Genomic DNA, 14,856 nt, shown 5'->3' on the forward strand with positions numbered 1-14,856 from the left:
GACGATGATTGCCCGCACCACAAATGTGGGTTTTACCTCATTAGTCTTCATTAGTCGTTTTGGTTCTTTACATATACTCAAACATCACTTTTGCGCATAACTGCAAACTGGTATCTTGCCCCGGCTCCGTTGGGAGTGCGCGGCCGTGCGCGCAGAATTGCCGAGGCAGTATCGGAGACTTCCAAGCGAAAAACGCAACTGGATCCGACCGGCCCAAGCCTGAGAACAGGACTTATATGTACGTATACGACGAGTACGATCAGCGGATCATCGAGGACCGCGTCAAGCAGTTCCGTGATCAGACCCGACGCTATCTGGCAGGCGAGCTGAGCGAAGAAGAATTCCGCCCCCTGCGCCTGCAAAATGGCCTTTACATCCAGCGCTTCGCGCCGATGTTGCGGGTGGCGGTGCCTTACGGCCAACTGACTTCGCGCCAGACGCGAATGATGGCCAGGATTGCCCGTGACTTCGACAAGGGCTATGCCCACATCAGCACCCGGCAGAACGTACAGTTCAACTGGCCGGCGCTGGAAGACATCCCGGAAATCCTTGCCGAACTGGCGACCGTGCAGATGCACGCGATCCAGACCAGCGGCAACTGCTTGCGCAACGTCACCACCGACCAGTTCGCCGGTGTCGCTGCCGACGAGCTGATCGATCCGCGCCCGTGGTGCGAGATCGTCCGCCAATGGACCACGTTCCACCCTGAATTCGCTTACTTGCCGCGCAAGTTCAAGATCGCCATCAACGGTTCGACTTCCGACCGTGCGGCCATCGAAGTCCATGACATCGGCCTTGAGCCGGTGCACAACGCCGCTGGCGAGCTGGGCTTCCGTGTGCTGGTGGGTGGCGGTCTCGGCCGTACCCCGGTGGTCGGCGCGTTCATCAATGAATTCCTGCCGTGGCAAGACTTGTTGAGCTACCTCGATGCCATTTTGCGGGTCTACAACCGCTACGGCCGTCGTGACAACAAGTACAAGGCGCGGATCAAGATTCTGGTCAAGGCCTTGACCCCTGAAGTCTTCGCGCAAAAAGTCGATGCGGAAATGGAGCACCTTCGCGGTGGCCAGACCACGCTGACCGACGCCGAAGTGCATCGCGTCGCCAAACACTTCGTTGATCCGGAGTACAAGGCTCTGGAAAACCAGACCCTGGCGTTGGCCGAACTCGATAAAGAACACCCGGGCTTCGCGCGCTGGCGCACTCGCAATACCCTGGCCCACAAAAAGCCCGGTTATGTAGCCGTGACCCTGTCCCTGAAGCCGACCGGTGTTGCACCGGGCGACATCACCGACAAGCAGCTCGATGCCGTCGCCGACCTGGCCGATCGTTACAGCTTCGGTCAGCTGCGCACCTCCCACGAGCAGAACATCATTCTGGCCGACGTTGAGCAGACTCAACTGTTCGCGATGTGGGGCGAGTTGCGCGAACAGGGTTTCGCCACGCCGAACATCGGCTTGCTGACCGACATCATCTGCTGCCCGGGCGGCGACTTCTGCTCCCTGGCCAACGCCAAGTCGATCCCGATAGCCGAGTCGATCCAGCGTCGCTTCGAAGACCTGGATTACCTGTTCGATATCGGCGAACTGGATCTGAACATCTCCGGCTGCATGAACGCCTGTGGTCACCACCACGTCGGCCACATCGGCATCCTCGGGGTGGACAAAAAAGGCGAAGAGTTCTACCAGGTGTCCCTGGGTGGCAGCGCCAGTCGCGATGCCAGCCTGGGCAAAATCCTCGGCCCGTCCTTCGCCCAGGACGCCATGCCTGATGTGATTGAAAAGCTGATCGACGTGTACATCGAACAACGTACCGAAGACGAGCGTTTCATCGACACCTATCAGCGTATTGGCATCGACCTCTTCAAGGAGCGCGTCTATGCAGCGAATAATTAAGAACAACGAGGTCGTCGACGAAACCTGGCACTTGCTGCCCAAGGACTTTAACATCGACGAGATCAGCAACTGCGACGACCTGATCGTCCCGTTGCAGCTGTGGCGCGAACACAGCCGTATGCTCAAGGCCCGCGATGGCGGCCTGGGCGTGTGGCTGGATGCCGATGAAGAAGCGGAAGAAATCGGTGACGACGTGGAAAATTTCCAGGTCATCGCCCTGAATTTCCCAGCCTTCACTGATGGTCGCAACTACTCCAACGCCCGCCTGCTGCGTGACCGTTACGGGTTCAAAGGCGAACTGCGAGCGATTGGCGATGTGTTGCGTGACCAGCTGTTCTATCTGCATCGCTGCGGCTTCGACGCATTTGCCATTCGTGCCGATAAAGACCCGTACGAAGCCCTTGAAGGTCTCAAGGACTTCTCGGTGACCTATCAGGCTGCTACCGACGAACCGCTGCCGCTGTTCCGTCGCCGCTAAGTACGCGTAAAACAAAAAGCCCTGAATCGGAAATCCGGTTCAGGGCTTTTTTGTGTCCGGCGTAAACGATTACGCGACGGTGCTTACCAGAAGCGTTGCTGGGTCAACCGGCTCCACCAGCTCAGCAACACACGATCGACCGAGCCGCTGGCCGCCATGCCAATGCGCTCCTGCAGGCTTTTGCGTTCGGCGTAGTGCAAGTGGTACAGCTCGGACTTCCTGGCGCGCTCGGCGAGGTATTCATCGCTGGTCTTGAGTTCGTCCACCAGTTGCTTGTCCAGCGCCGCGACGCCGAGCCAGATTTCACCGGTGGCCACTTCGTCGATGGCCAGTTGCGGGCGATAGCGGGAAACGAAGTTCTTGAACAACTGGTGAGTGATGTCCAGGTCTTCCTGGAACTTCTCGCGGCCCTTCTCGGTATTTTCGCCAAACACCGTCAGGGTGCGCTTGTACTCGCCCGCGGTCAGCACTTCGAAGTCGATGTCGTGCTTTTTCAGCAGGCGGTTGACGTTAGGCAACTGCGCTACGACACCGATCGAGCCGAGGATCGCGAACGGAGCGCTGATGATCTTCTCACCGATGCACGCCATCATGTAGCCGCCGCTGGCCGCGACCTTGTCGATGCACACGGTCAACGGCACACCGGCATCACGGATACGCGCCAGTTGCGAGGACGCCAGGCCGTAGCTGTGAACCATGCCACCGCCGCTTTCGAGACGCAGCACCACTTCATCCTTTGGTGTGGCGAGGGTCAGCAGCGCGGTGATTTCATGGCGCAGGCTTTCAGTGGCCGACGCCTTGATGTCGCCATCGAAATCCAGCACGAACACCCGTGGCTTAGCCTCGGTTTTCTTCTTTTGCTTTTTCTCGGTTTTAGCTTCGACCTTGCGCAAGGCCTTGAGTTGGTCCTTGTCGAGCAAGGTTTGCTCCAGGCGTTCGCGCAGCCCTTTGTAGAAATCATTGAGTTTGCTGACTTGCAACTGGCCGACCGATTTGCGTCGACCTTTGCTGCGCAACGCCGCGAAACTGGCCAGGACCACCAGAATGGCGATCACCAGTGTCACGGTCTTAGCCAGAAAAACTGCGTACTCGGCAAAAAACTCCACAGGGACTCCTTTAATACGATGCGCTGCAAAAACGCGCGCGGGATACCTCCAGCATACCCATGCACCGCCCTGGCGGCCAGCCGTGAAACCTCTGGCAACAGCCCTGTAACGGGCATTTCAAACAAGCGTATGTTTTTTCATTGACAGCTCACCCTCATCCTCATAACCTCGCCGAACCTTCAACGTACCGGGATGACGCGGACGTGGGCAGTATCTATTTGATTCGACATGGCCAGGCCTCCTTTGGTGCAGACGACTATGACGTCCTGTCGCCAACCGGTATTCGCCAGGCAGAAGTCCTCGGACAGCACCTCGCCGAGTTGGGTATCAGCTTCGATCGCTGCCTCTCGGGCGATCTGCGCCGCCAGCAGCACACGGCCAACAGCGCACTGGAACAGTTCGCTGCGGCAGGCCTGCCGGTACCGGTCCTGGAAATCGATTCCGCTTTCAATGAGTTCGACGCCGACGCGGTGATCCGCGCGCTGCTGCCAGCGATGTTACCGGACGAACCCGAAGCGCTGCACATCCTGCGTAACGCCGCGCAGAACCGCGGTGAGTTCCAGCGAATCTTCGCCCTGATTATCGAACGCTGGCTCGCTGGCACCTATGACACACCGGGCCTGGAAAGCTGGCTGGGGTTTGTCGAACGGGTGCAGGCCGGTCTGCAGCGAATCCTCGACAGCGCCGACAACACCCAGAAAATCGCCGTGTTCACCTCCGGTGGCACGATCACGGCCCTGCTCCATCTCATTACGCAAATGCCTGCCAGGCAGGCGTTTGAACTGAACTGGCAAATCGTCAACACCTCGCTCAACCTGCTGAAGTTTCGCGGTCGCGAGGTGGCTCTGTCTTCTTTCAACAGTCATGCGCACCTGCAACTGTTGAAGACCCCGGAACTCATCACGTTTCGCTGAGTCCGGACTATTGTGACCCTGGCTGTATTCACCCAGCTCTAATTACCCAAGAAAGGATCGAACCATGACCTCCGTAGCTGATGCCGTACAAGCAATGAAAGCCAAGTTCAACCCAGCCGCTGCTGCCGGTCTGGACCTGGTATTCGGTTTCCGCATCGACGACACCAAGAACTTCTCGCTGATCGTCAAGGACAGCACCTGCGAGCTCCAGGAAGGCGAAAACCCGGACGCCCAGGTGACTCTGGTCATGGACGGCGAAACCCTGGAAGGCATCGTCGACGGTTCGACCGACGGCATGCAAGCCTTCATGGGCGGCAAACTGCGCGCCGAAGGCGACATGATGCTGGCCATGAAACTGTCCGAGTTGTTCCCGAGCTAAGACAGCGGCTCCCGGTCTTCGGGAGCACGTCTGGCTGCAAACGAATCCCGCCCTTCGAGGCGGGATTCGTCGTTTTTCGCCATCGGAAAACGGCTACCTGTGGATTTGCCGTCTATATTCCTTCTGGCCGCATGCGTCAGACATCGGCTGTTTGCCCTCGCTTTTTTATAAAGAGCCTTTGCGCGGAGCACTGCCATGAGCCCACCTGACGACCACGACGGATTTAACCGCCGCCGTGTACTGCAAGGCCTTTCGGCAGGCGCCGTCGGTGCCTGGATCAGCCCGTTAATCGCAGGGAGTAAAACCATGCCCGACACCCTCGCCGACCTCATCCTGTACAACGGACGCCTGCACACCGTCGACCGCAAAAAACCTCAAGCCAGCGCCGTCGCGATCAAGGACGGACGCTTCGTGGTGGTCGGCAGCGATGCCCAGGCCATGGCCCTGCAAGGCCCCGGCACACAAATTATCGACCTGCACGGTCGCACGGTGATTCCCGGTCTCAACGACTCGCACCTGCACCTGATCCGTGGTGGCCTCAACTACAACCTCGAATTGCGCTGGGAAGGCGTCCCCTCACTGGTCGACGCGCTGCGCATGCTCAAGGATCAGGCGGACCGCACACCCACGCCGCAATGGGTGCGAGTGGTCGGTGGCTGGAACGAATTTCAGTTCGCCGAAAAACGCCTGCCGACGATTGATGAATTGAACAAGGCCGCGCCGGACACCCCGGTGTTCGTCCTGCACCTCTACGACCGTGCCCTGCTCAACCGCGCCGCGTTGAAGGTGGTCGGTTATACCCGCGACACGCCGAACCCACCGGGTGGCGAAATCCAGCGCGATGCCAATGGCGATCCGACGGGTATGCTGATCGCCCGTCCCAACGCGATGATTCTCTACTCAACCCTGGCCAAGGGGCCGAAACTGCCGCTGGAATACCAGGTCAACTCCACCCGCCAATTCATGCGCGAACTCAATCGCCTGGGTGTCACCAGCGCCATCGACGCCGGCGGCGGTTATCAGAATTATCCGGACGACTATCAAGTCATCCAGCAATTGGCCAAGGACCAACAGCTCACGGTGCGCATTGCCTACAACCTGTTCACGCAAAAACCCAAGGAAGAACTGACCGACTTCAAAAACTGGACCAGCACCTCCCACTACGGTCAGGGCGATGACTTTCTACGGCACAACGGTGCCGGGGAAATGCTGGTGTTCTCGGCGGCCGACTTCGAAGACTTCCTCGAGCCCCGCCCCGACCTGCCGCAAACCATGGAGCAGGAACTGGAACCGGTGGTCCGCCATCTGGTGGAGCAGCGCTGGCCGTTCCGTTTGCACGCCACGTACAACGAATCCATCAGCCGCATGCTCGACGTATTCGAGAAGGTCAATCGCGACATTCCGTTCGACGGTTTGCCGTGGTTTTTCGACCACGCCGAAACCATCACCCCGCAGAACATCGAACGGGTCAAAGCCCTCGGTGGCGGCATCGCGATCCAGGACCGCATGGCATTCCAGGGCGAATACTTCGTCGACCGTTACGGCGCCAAGGCTGCCGAAGCCACGCCGCCCATCGCTCGTATGCTGGCCGAAGGCATTCCAGTCGGCGCTGGCACCGATGCCACGCGCGTGTCCAGCTACAACCCCTGGACTTCGCTGTATTGGCTGGTCAGCGGTCGCACCGTCGGTGGTCTGGCGCTGTACCCGCAAGGCTTGAGCCGCGATACCGCGCTGGAACTTTTCACCCACGGCAGCGCCTGGTTTTCCTCTGAGCAAGGCAAAAAAGGCCAGATCAAGGTCGGGCAACTAGCGGACCTGATTGCGCTGTCGGCGGACTACTTCCACATCGAGGATGAAGCGGTCAAATGGATCGAATCGGTACTGACCATCGTCGACGGCAAGATCGTCTATGGCAGCGTCGAGTTTGAAAAACTCGGGCCGCCTCCCGTCCCGGTGGTGCCCGAGTGGTCGCCAGTCGCCAAAGTACCAGGCCATTGGAAACCCCTGGCGCCGCTGACGGCTCAGGTTCATCAATGTGTCGGGGCTTGCGCGGTGCATGCGCACAGTCACGAGAGAGCGAGACTGTCGTCCGCGCCGGTCAGTGACTTTCAAGGTTTTTGGGGGGCATTTGGCTGTTCGTGTTTCGCCTTTTAGAAAAAACGCATAAAAAAAGCCGGAACTCATTTGCAGTTCCGGCAATCACGTTCGACAGTTCAATGATCAACGAATACGGTGTTCAAAACGAACCGTTTATTTTTATACGACGGCATTCCTGTGTATTAGCGAATGGCGTATTTAAGAATATAAGAATAAAGGTGGTTCACTGCCGACTCCGCATCCTTCCGATCCAGCTGAAGAGTACCCGCCAGAGCCGCGTGACATTCAAGCACCATCTTTTCACGACCATAACGGTGAAAGATCGCCCCATCGGCAATATCGGAAAATGCCTTGTACACCCCGAACAGAACAGCACCGGAGTTGTATTCAATACGCACCTGATTCATGGCCACCGGAACTGAAACACTTCCGTTGCTTATCGGCTGCGGCGTCAAGTCCCCGACTTCTACGCACTGACTGCGGCAAATCATCCTGCTTCTTTTATCTGTAGCAAAGTTACGTTCATACAACGTAATTTCCGAACCTTGCACCCTGGAACAGGCTTCTTCGAAGGCAGTCAATACCGCTTTGGCATTCGCCATGCCCGCGTCTATGTCCCGAAGCGAAACGAAGCGTTCCAGCTTGTTCCCCTTCACGCTGTCCAGTGCCCGCACGATGGTCGACACGTGCGCAAAATCTTTTTTGCTCGCGATGACATGAACTTCATATTCATAGAGACAAGCATGCTCACCCGTTTGAAAACCGGCAAACTCACGGGTTTCAAGGCCCGTCTCCATGATGATGCTGTACTTGTCTTCAAGGGACTTCTCAAAGATCATCGCTCCCAGATCCCTGATAAACGCTTCGGTCTGCTTGTAGGCATACACCACGCCATGCTTCTCGATCTCGTCGTAGTGCGGATGACGGGTGCGATATTCAGGCTCGTACAGCGGGACGTAATTTGAATAGCGGGAGGTTTTGAGCAGCTCATTGAGCAAATGCGTTTTACCCGCTCCCTTCACGCCAACGACCACCAGCATCTTTGGCACAGATTCGTCGTCTGCACCTGGCGTTCTGGACGCGAACAACTCTTCTTCCATTTCATGGAAAACTTTTTCTACATCTTGTTTCGTATAAGCATATTTATTCGACACTTTCTGAAATTCCTTTTCAGTTGAAATAAGTCCTTTAAATAATCCGGATTTCGATACAACAAACGTTATTGACAATCATCGAAGCCGCTCAAAAGACAACTCAAGCTAAAGCCATTTTGTTACATCGAACAACCAAGAAGATCTTGCAAAACATTTCAGAAAAACGTCAACCGCAACTCCGGAAAAACCCCTACAGAGCAAGCAGCAATGGACTACCTAACACACATCATTAAGTATCGCGCTCAGCGAAACTTCATCGACCTATCAACGAATACCCCTATGCTCAACTTGTCAGAATCACTTCCAGAAACACCCTGTTTCTTATAAATCAATGACGCCATTTCAAACTCGAAGACCGGTCTGCGAGGTATCCGTTGCCAGCCCCTGCTCTTACAATGCCTGCACCTCCGACACCGGCCGCCCCATGGATATCGATCTCGCCCGCACCTTTCTGGAAATCGTCCGCCACGGCAGCCTTGCTGCAGCCGCCGAAAAACTCCACGTTACCCAGACCGCGATCACCGCGCGCGTGCAGAAACTCGAGAGTCAACTGGGCTGCACCCTGTTCGTGCGCAATCGCGCCGGTGCGCGCCTGACGCCGAACGGTGAAGCCTTCGTGGTCTATGCCAATCAACTGGTCGAAACCTGGGAAGCGGCGCGACGGGACTTGCCGTTGCCCGAGGGTTACCGCGACGTGTTGCACATCGGTGGCGAGGTCAGTCTGTGCAACCCGCTGATGCTCAGCTGGGCTGGCGCGCTGCGCGAGAAGATTCCCAGCCACGCCCTGCGCATGGAAATCCGTGACGGTGAAAACCTGCTGCGCCAACTGGAACTGGGGGTTCTGGATGCGGCGCTGGTCTACCAGCCCGAGTATTGGCCACGCCTGCAAGTCGAACAGGTGCTGGAAGAAAAACTGGTCCTCATCCGCCTGGCCGCAAGACCCGATCCCTACGTGTACATTGACTGGGGCCCGGACTTCCGCCGTCAGCACGATGCGGCCCTGCCGGAAAAAGCCAAAGCCGCGCTGAGCTTCAACCTCGGCCCACTGGGCTTGCAGTACATTCTGAAAAACGGCGGCAGCGGCTACTTCCGCACTCGGGTGGTCCAGAGTTATCTGCAAAGCGGCGTGCTGGAGCAAGTGCCCAAAGCCCCCGGAATTCAGCTACCCGACTTATCTGGTTTACTCCCGCGACCGCGACTCCGCGACCTTGCAACGCGCCTTCGACCTGCTGCGCGAAGTGATCAGATCCGATGATGACTGGTCGCAACGCTGGAACCCGCTGACCTGAGTCCGGTTTGCACCGAAGCATGGCGGTTGCGTCCTCAAGGTTGGGCCAGCCAAAACGCCGGGATCGTCTAATCTGCTGGAGATAACAATAATTACAGGTGATTGCAGTGAGGCAGACCACCGAAGCTTTCCGCGCCCGCTACCGCGCCGCTATTCATCCGCTCTACAACCCATGGCTGCACGGCGCTTTTGTGCTGCTGTTCGGGGGGCTGGCCATCGGTGGATTCTGGAGCACCGTGCACCAGGTTCAGCCACTGGAATGGCTGGCGATGCCGTTGACGTTGTTGTTCTTCAACTTCGGCGTGTACATGGTCCATCGGCACTTGGGGCATCATAAAAAAAACTTTGCGCGAATGTTCTACGCACGCCATGCCGGTGACCATCACAGCTTCTTCGCCCCCGGTCACATGACTTACGCCAGTGCCCGGGACTGGCGGGTGATTCTGTTTCCAGCCTGGCTGATCGTGTTGCACACGGTCGTCATCACCCTGCCCGTCTGGTGGCTGCTTGAGCAGTTCGATGCCAATGTCGCCGGGTTGTTCGGCGGCTGCCTGATCCTCGGCTACCTGACCTATGAAGTGTTCCATGCCTGCGAACACTTGCCCCCGGAGAACCCCGTCACACGGTTGCCGTGGATCCGCCAGATGCGCCGCCTGCATGAACTGCATCACCGTCGTGAGCTGATGCAGGAACGCAATTTCAACATCGTTTTCCCGCTGATGGACTACCTGTTCGGCACCCTCTATTGGGAACCGGAGCCGACCGACCTGCACCCGACGAGAACGTCCATGACCCGCATGCAGCATCAGATCGACATTGCTGGAGACCCGATTGACGTGCTCGCCTATGCCAGCACCGTGACCCGTTGGCCGGAGTGGCATCCTTCGTCGCTCAAGGTCGATGGCCAGGGCGGTCCGCTGTATGCCGGGGGGCGGTTTGAGGAAGATATCAAGGCGGGCGGGCGTGAGGGACACTTGCACTGGGAGGTTAACGAATACCTGCCAGGACGTCGCTGGAGTGCCTGGGCCCATGACGATCACGGGTTGTCTTTAGTGGTGACTTACGAGTGTGAGGCCCTGAGCCAAGGCACACGCTTTGTGCGCACTCTGGAGTACCAGTTCAGCGGCCTGGCGATGCGCATTGCCAATCGACTGCTGCTCAAGCGCCGCATCGATCGTGAGTCGGCAGCTTCGATGTTGGCATTGCGCGAGATGGCGCAAAAACAGTTGGCCCCGGCAGGAGTCAGCGCGTGAGTCGAACCGTCAAGTTTCGCCATGTGCTGTTGCTGGTGATCGTCGCCATCGGCGCCTTTCTGCTGCTGATGCCGACCAAGGTTCAACCGGTGGCCTGGACACCGCCACCGGTGCCCTCCCTCACCAGCGGCATCTACGCCGACAATCAGCGCCTCAAAGGCGTGGAGCGCGTCGGTGCCGCTGATATCGATGGACCGGAAGCGTTGCTGCTGGAGGGAGACGTCCTCATCACGGGTTTGAATGACGGCCGATTGATCCGTACCAGCCTCGACGGCAAGGTCACCAAGGTTCTGGCCGATACAGGCGGCAGACCCTTGGGCCTGGCCCGTCATCCCAACGGTCTGCTGGTGATTGCCGACGGGGTCAAGGGCTTGCTGTCACTGGATGCCCAGGGCCGATTGATTCCATTGACCACGGCGGCCAACGGCGTGCCCTTCGGTTTCACCGACGACGTGGCGATCGACAAATCCGGGCACTACGCCTATTTCAGTGATGCCTCCAGTCGCTTTGGCTACGGCAGTGACGGCGAAGCGATCATCGAGCACGGCGGCGATGGCCGCTTGCTGCGTTATGACTTCCAGACCGGCAAGACCGCGGTCCTGTTGGATAAGCTGGAATTCGCCAACGGCGTGACGCTGGGACCGGACGATGCCTTTGTGTTGGTCAACGAAACGGGCGCCTATCGCATCAGTCGTTACTGGTTGAGCGGGCCGAAAGCCGGCACCCGTGATCTATTCATCGACAACCTGCCAGGGTTGCCGGACAACCTCGCGTTCAATGGTCGCGACCGCTTCTGGGTGGCGCTTTATGCACCGCGCAACGCACTACTCGATGCCACCGCGCCGCATCCCTTCGTGCGCAAGATGATCGTGCGAGCCATGACTTTCCTGCCGAAACCGGTGGAGAAACGCGCCTTCGCGCTGGGCCTGGACCTGGACGGCAAAGTGATCGCCAACTTGCAGGACGGTAGCCGCGACAACTATTCGCCGATCACTACCGTTCGCGAGTATGGAGATTGGTTGTATTTCGGGTCGTTAAAGGCGAAAAACATGGTGCGATTGCCGTTGAGCAAAGCATTGCAACAGTAAACGTGCCTGACTCAACGCAGATCCACCTCACCATCGCGCACCGCATTATCCGTTTCCTCAAGCACCCTTTCCGGGTCCATGGCGGTGGTTTCATCCTCGTCCAGCGGGCGCGCGCCTTCATTGTCTGGCAGTTCGTCGATGCCCGGCTCGTCTTCGGGATTGAGGGTGGTGCGTCCTGGACTCAGGGGTTCGGGATGTGTCGGGATGGGGTCGTAGCCACCCTGCTCTTCGCTGGGGAATTTTGGATTCATGAGGCACCTCGCATGGAGCCGTAAATTCGGACTCTATTCATTCGAGGTGCCGGTATTTATCGCCGTTCCAATTTTCCAGTCACCGATCGTCGGTGACCACATAGGGCGTGTCAGGACTGCGTCTGGAGCCGATCAACGATCTTTTGCTTAACCTGCACGCGCTTCTCCTTGAGTTTCTTCAATGCGTCATCGCTGGGCGCATCCGATTGGGCGGTTTCGGCCTTTACGACCTCGGCGTCCGCCTGCGAATACTTGTTGATCAGTGAATCCAATAACGGATCCTTGGTGCGTTTTTGCTGGATATCTTCCTTTGAAAGTTTGAGATCCTGATAAAGGTCGTGTGGCACCGGCATGGAACACCTCCGTTTGTTGATCGGAGGCAAACGCGATCAATGGCGTTCACCAACTATCAGAATGGCCTCGGTTAGCCGGTTCTGTCGACCGCCTATCAGACCAGCGGTGCCCGTTCGTCGCCCTGCCTCAAACGCAATAAAACCTTTATCCGCTTGTCGACCTCCACACGTTAACGATCATTCGATCGCCCATGAAAACCTGTGTGGAGAATAACCAATGGACGGATTTACCCTGCGCCACCTCACGTTGGCCGTTGCCTTGAGCACCAGCATGGGCACGGCATTCGCCGCCACTTCCAATGATTTCGTCGACAGCGCGGCCGCGGGCGGTATCGCGGAAGTCGAAACGAGCCGATTGGCCCTGGAAAAAAGTTCATCGGCGGACATCAAGGCATTCGCCAACATGATGATCACCGATCACTCCAAGGCTAACGATGAACTGGCGGCGCTGGCGAAAAAGAATGACATCGAGGTGCCGGACAGCACGACGCTGGTCAAACAGGCGAAAGAGAAAATCCTCGACTTGCGCGATGAATCTTTCGATGCGGCCTACGCCAACAATCAGGTAAAGGCCCATGAAGACACCATTGCGCTGTTCAAGAAGGAAGCCAACACCGTGACGGACGACAAAGTCAAAGGCGCCACGGACCTGAAAGGGTTCGCGCAAAAAATGCTGCCGGCGCTGGAGAAGCATCTGGATATGGCGAAAAAACTCCAGGCGGCCCATCCGGGCAAATAACCCTCCCACAAAAAGGCCGCACCGTTTGAGGCGGCCATTTTCAATGCCTGACTAGCCGCCATCGGTGTCGATGTCGGCATCGGTGTCATCCCCGGGTTTGGGCCGGTCGGGGTTCGGCTTGAAACCCGGGCTGAACTCATTGTCGTTATCGGTGTGGAGTTGCTTCTGGTCGACCGCCTTGTCTGCGCTTTCCGGTTCGGCGGTTTTCGCGTTTTCCTCAAGACCACTGTCATCTTTCATAAGTACCTCGTTCATCACTGCACGTGCGCGGCTGAAACAGTCGGGCCTTGAAGATTCGAAGCCGCCCGGCAAGCAACGTTCCATCGAATGGATCGCAGACCTGTAGGAGCTGCCGAAGGCTGCGATCTTTTGGCGGTTTCGGGGATTGTCGAAGATCAAAGTCAAAAGATCGCAGCCTTCGGCAGCTCCTACTCGAGTCCAGGTGCACCGGATCGAAAAATCCTGCCGGAGCGAACAACTATCCCATTCGGCAAATGTCACTGACTTTACGCCGGTCAATATTCGGGAAACCGGCAAACACTTCCAGCGAGTCAAGGCACATGGCGGCATAGCAAACCAGCACACTCGATGCGATGACAAAAAACCAGACGCAACTGTTGGCCGAATGGACCAACAGCCTTGAAGCCAGCGGTGCCGCGCGCAACCTCAAAGAGCAGGACTTACGGCAACAGACGTCGGATTTCCTGCAACTGATCGTCTCCGGCCTTGAACGATGCACTGGGCAAGCTGACCGGGGGCATCGCCCACGACTTCAATAACTTGCTGACCGGCATCATCACCAGCTTGGAACTGATCCAGAAAAGGGTTGCCGCCTCACGCACCGACAAGGTTCAGTTTTACGCCGAAGCCGCCTTGAACTCGGCCATGAGTGCCGCGTCCCTGACCCATCGCCTGCTCGCCTTCGCGCGCCAACAGCCTCTCGATACCCGGCCCGTGGACATCAACGAACACGTGCGCTCCCTTGAAGAATTGCTGGTGCGTACCATCGGCGAGCACATCGCGCTGAAACTCGAATTGACCTCTAAAGCCGCCATCGCCCTGGTCGACCCCATTCAGCTCGAAAGCGCGATGCTCAACATGGTGATCAACGCTCGCGATGCCTTGCCCCAGGGTGGCAACATTTGGGTCAGCACCTATGCCGCCTATTCCCATGGCGATCCCAATCTGGCCGATGGTGCGTATGTCGCGTTGTCGGTGCGCGATGACGGCACCGGTATCGAACACAGTGTGATCGACAAGGTGTTCGACCCGTTTTTCACCACCAAGCCGCTGGGCCAGGGCACCGGGCTGGGATTGTCGACGATCTACGGTTTCGCCCGGCAATCGGGTGGCGATGCACACATCCGCAGCGTCGCCCGGTGCGGCACCGAAGTCACCATCATGCTGCCCGCCAGCTCCGACCCCACGGCCGGCGAAGCCGAGTCAGCCACCGTCGATCATCAGGGTGCCGGCGAACATGTGTTGATCGTCGAGGACATGCCGTCGGTGCGCATGTTCGTGGCCGAAGTGTTGGTGGATGCCGGTTACCGTTGCACGCAGGTAGGCGACATCGACGGTGCCCTCGAGCGCCTGCAAAACGATGAGTCCATCGACCTGCTGCTGACGGACGTCGGACTACCGCGCATGAGCGGCCGCGAGCTGGCCGATGTGGCACGGGGCTGGCGCGAAAAACTGCCGATCCTGTTCATGACCGGTCACGCCGAGACCGCGATCAACCGTCAGGTGTTCCTCGGCGATGGCATGGAGATGCTGATCAAGCCGTTCCAGATCAATGAACTGCTGGACAAGGTGCGGCGCACGCTGGACAGCGCCTGACACACCGAAATCGCGAGCAAGCTCG

Annotated in this window: 13 protein-coding genes and 3 pseudogenes; 11 read left to right on the forward strand and 5 right to left on the reverse strand. The window is 57.9% G+C overall.

All coding sequences use genetic code 11. The annotated features are described in order from the left end of the window. The first annotated feature begins 236 nt into the window (after window positions 1–236). Together MO767_RS10140 and MO767_RS10145 are read left to right on the forward strand one after the other, a co-directional pair. A complete protein-coding gene (locus MO767_RS10140) occupies window positions 237–1,895 on the forward strand; it encodes a nitrite/sulfite reductase (RefSeq protein ID WP_282480359.1) in 1,659 nt (552 codons plus the stop codon). Continuing rightward, the gene (locus MO767_RS10145) at window positions 1,879–2,373 is read left to right on the forward strand and encodes a DUF934 domain-containing protein (protein ID WP_038982933.1); all 495 of its coding nucleotides are present in this window, start codon (window positions 1,879–1,881) and stop codon (window positions 2,371–2,373) included. Before MO767_RS10140 ends, MO767_RS10145 begins: the two co-directional genes overlap by 17 nt. A gap of 83 nt (window positions 2,374–2,456) precedes the next feature. Here MO767_RS10145 and sohB read toward each other — a convergent pair whose 3' ends face one another. Next, a complete protein-coding gene (gene sohB / locus MO767_RS10150) occupies window positions 2,457–3,479 on the reverse strand; it encodes a protease SohB (RefSeq protein WP_282480360.1) in 1,023 nt (340 codons plus the stop codon). Window positions 3,480–3,682: 203 nt separating this feature from the next. Between sohB and MO767_RS10155 the strand changes: the two genes are divergently transcribed. The 3 genes from MO767_RS10155 (at window position 3,683) to MO767_RS10165 (ending at window position 6,926) form a co-directional block, all read left to right on the forward strand. Then, complete coding sequence (locus MO767_RS10155; protein ID WP_282480361.1) at window positions 3,683–4,393, forward strand: histidine phosphatase family protein; 711 nt, start codon at window positions 3,683–3,685, stop codon at window positions 4,391–4,393. 64 nt (window positions 4,394–4,457) lie between these two features. After that, window positions 4,458–4,772, forward strand: a complete 315-nt coding sequence (locus MO767_RS10160) for an SCP2 sterol-binding domain-containing protein (protein ID WP_008015934.1) — start codon at window positions 4,458–4,460, stop codon at window positions 4,770–4,772. 306 nt (window positions 4,773–5,078) lie between these two features. Continuing rightward, window positions 5,079–6,926, forward strand: a complete 1,848-nt coding sequence (locus MO767_RS10165) for an amidohydrolase (protein WP_282480527.1) — start codon at window positions 5,079–5,081, stop codon at window positions 6,924–6,926. Between the two features lie 125 nt (window positions 6,927–7,051). Here MO767_RS10165 and MO767_RS10170 read toward each other — a convergent pair whose 3' ends face one another. Then, the gene (locus MO767_RS10170) at window positions 7,052–8,023 is read right to left on the reverse strand and encodes a zeta toxin family protein (protein ID WP_282480362.1); all 972 of its coding nucleotides are present in this window, start codon (window positions 8,021–8,023) and stop codon (window positions 7,052–7,054) included. 424 nt (window positions 8,024–8,447) lie between these two features. Between MO767_RS10170 and MO767_RS10175 the strand changes: the two are divergent. From MO767_RS10175 to MO767_RS10185, 3 genes and pseudogenes are all read left to right on the forward strand, one after another. Continuing rightward, window positions 8,448–9,312: pseudogene (locus MO767_RS10175) on the forward strand (LysR family transcriptional regulator). 106 nt (window positions 9,313–9,418) lie between these two features. After that, window positions 9,419–10,564 (forward strand): SRPBCC family protein, encoded by a 1,146-nt coding sequence (locus MO767_RS10180; protein WP_282480364.1) that lies wholly within the window; start codon window positions 9,419–9,421, stop codon window positions 10,562–10,564. Beyond that, entirely contained in the window at window positions 10,561–11,652 is a 1,092-nt protein-coding gene (locus tag MO767_RS10185; protein WP_282480365.1) for an SMP-30/gluconolactonase/LRE family protein, read from the forward strand. Before MO767_RS10180 ends, MO767_RS10185 begins: the two co-directional genes overlap by 4 nt. Before the next feature lie 11 nt (window positions 11,653–11,663). On the opposite strand, the gene MO767_RS10190 is transcribed toward MO767_RS10185, so the two are convergent. Continuing rightward, window positions 11,664–11,903: a hypothetical protein gene (locus tag MO767_RS10190; RefSeq protein ID WP_282480366.1), complete on the reverse strand. Its 240-nt coding sequence runs from the start codon at window positions 11,901–11,903 to the stop codon at window positions 11,664–11,666. A 110-nt stretch (window positions 11,904–12,013) separates the two neighbouring features. Continuing rightward, a complete protein-coding gene (locus tag MO767_RS10195; RefSeq protein ID WP_282480367.1) occupies window positions 12,014–12,256 on the reverse strand; it encodes a DUF465 domain-containing protein in 243 nt (80 codons plus the stop codon). A 217-nt stretch (window positions 12,257–12,473) separates the two neighbouring features. On the opposite strand from MO767_RS10195, the gene MO767_RS10200 reads away from it, so the two are divergent. Beyond that, window positions 12,474–12,995 carry a DUF4142 domain-containing protein gene (locus MO767_RS10200; protein ID WP_282480368.1) on the forward strand — a complete coding sequence of 174 codons (522 nt, stop codon included), beginning with the start codon at window positions 12,474–12,476 and terminating at the stop codon, window positions 12,993–12,995. A gap of 51 nt (window positions 12,996–13,046) precedes the next feature. Here MO767_RS10200 and MO767_RS10205 read toward each other — a convergent pair whose 3' ends face one another. Further along, window positions 13,047–13,235 carry a hypothetical protein gene (locus MO767_RS10205; RefSeq protein ID WP_282480369.1) on the reverse strand — a complete coding sequence of 63 codons (189 nt, stop codon included), beginning with the start codon at window positions 13,233–13,235 and terminating at the stop codon, window positions 13,047–13,049. Between the two features lie 353 nt (window positions 13,236–13,588). Here MO767_RS10205 and MO767_RS10210 point away from each other — a divergent pair. Further along, a pseudogene (locus tag MO767_RS10210) lies at window positions 13,589–13,726 on the forward strand (RsbRD N-terminal domain-containing protein); the annotation flags it as partial. Window position 13,727: 1 nt separating this feature from the next. Further along, window positions 13,728–14,831 (forward strand): annotated as a pseudogene (locus tag MO767_RS10215) (response regulator); the annotation flags it as partial. Window positions 14,832–14,856: the final 25 nt, after the last annotated feature.

This window comes from Pseudomonas sp. UYIF39 (assembly GCF_029963765.1).
Lineage (GTDB): Bacteria > Pseudomonadota > Gammaproteobacteria > Pseudomonadales > Pseudomonadaceae > Aquipseudomonas.

Bases quoted from the DNA above. Each gene is read 5' to 3' on its own strand.
- MO767_RS10140 (WP_282480359.1), top strand. From the start codon at position 237: ATGTACGTATACGACGAGTACGATCAGCGGATCATCGAGGACCGCGTC.
- MO767_RS10145 (WP_038982933.1), top strand. From the start codon at position 1,879: ATGCAGCGAATAATTAAGAACAACGAGGTCGTCGACGAAACCTGGCAC.
- MO767_RS10160 (WP_008015934.1), top strand. From the start codon at position 4,458: ATGACCTCCGTAGCTGATGCCGTACAAGCAATGAAAGCCAAGTTCAAC.
- MO767_RS10165 (WP_282480527.1), top strand. From the start codon at position 5,079: ATGCCCGACACCCTCGCCGACCTCATCCTGTACAACGGACGCCTGCAC.
- MO767_RS10190 (WP_282480366.1), bottom strand. From the start codon at position 11,903: ATGAATCCAAAATTCCCCAGCGAAGAGCAGGGTGGCTACGACCCCATC.
- MO767_RS10195 (WP_282480367.1), bottom strand. From the start codon at position 12,256: ATGCCGGTGCCACACGACCTTTATCAGGATCTCAAACTTTCAAAGGAA.
- MO767_RS10200 (WP_282480368.1), top strand. From the start codon at position 12,474: ATGGACGGATTTACCCTGCGCCACCTCACGTTGGCCGTTGCCTTGAGC.
- MO767_RS10205 (WP_282480369.1), bottom strand. From the start codon at position 13,235: ATGAAAGATGACAGTGGTCTTGAGGAAAACGCGAAAACCGCCGAACCG.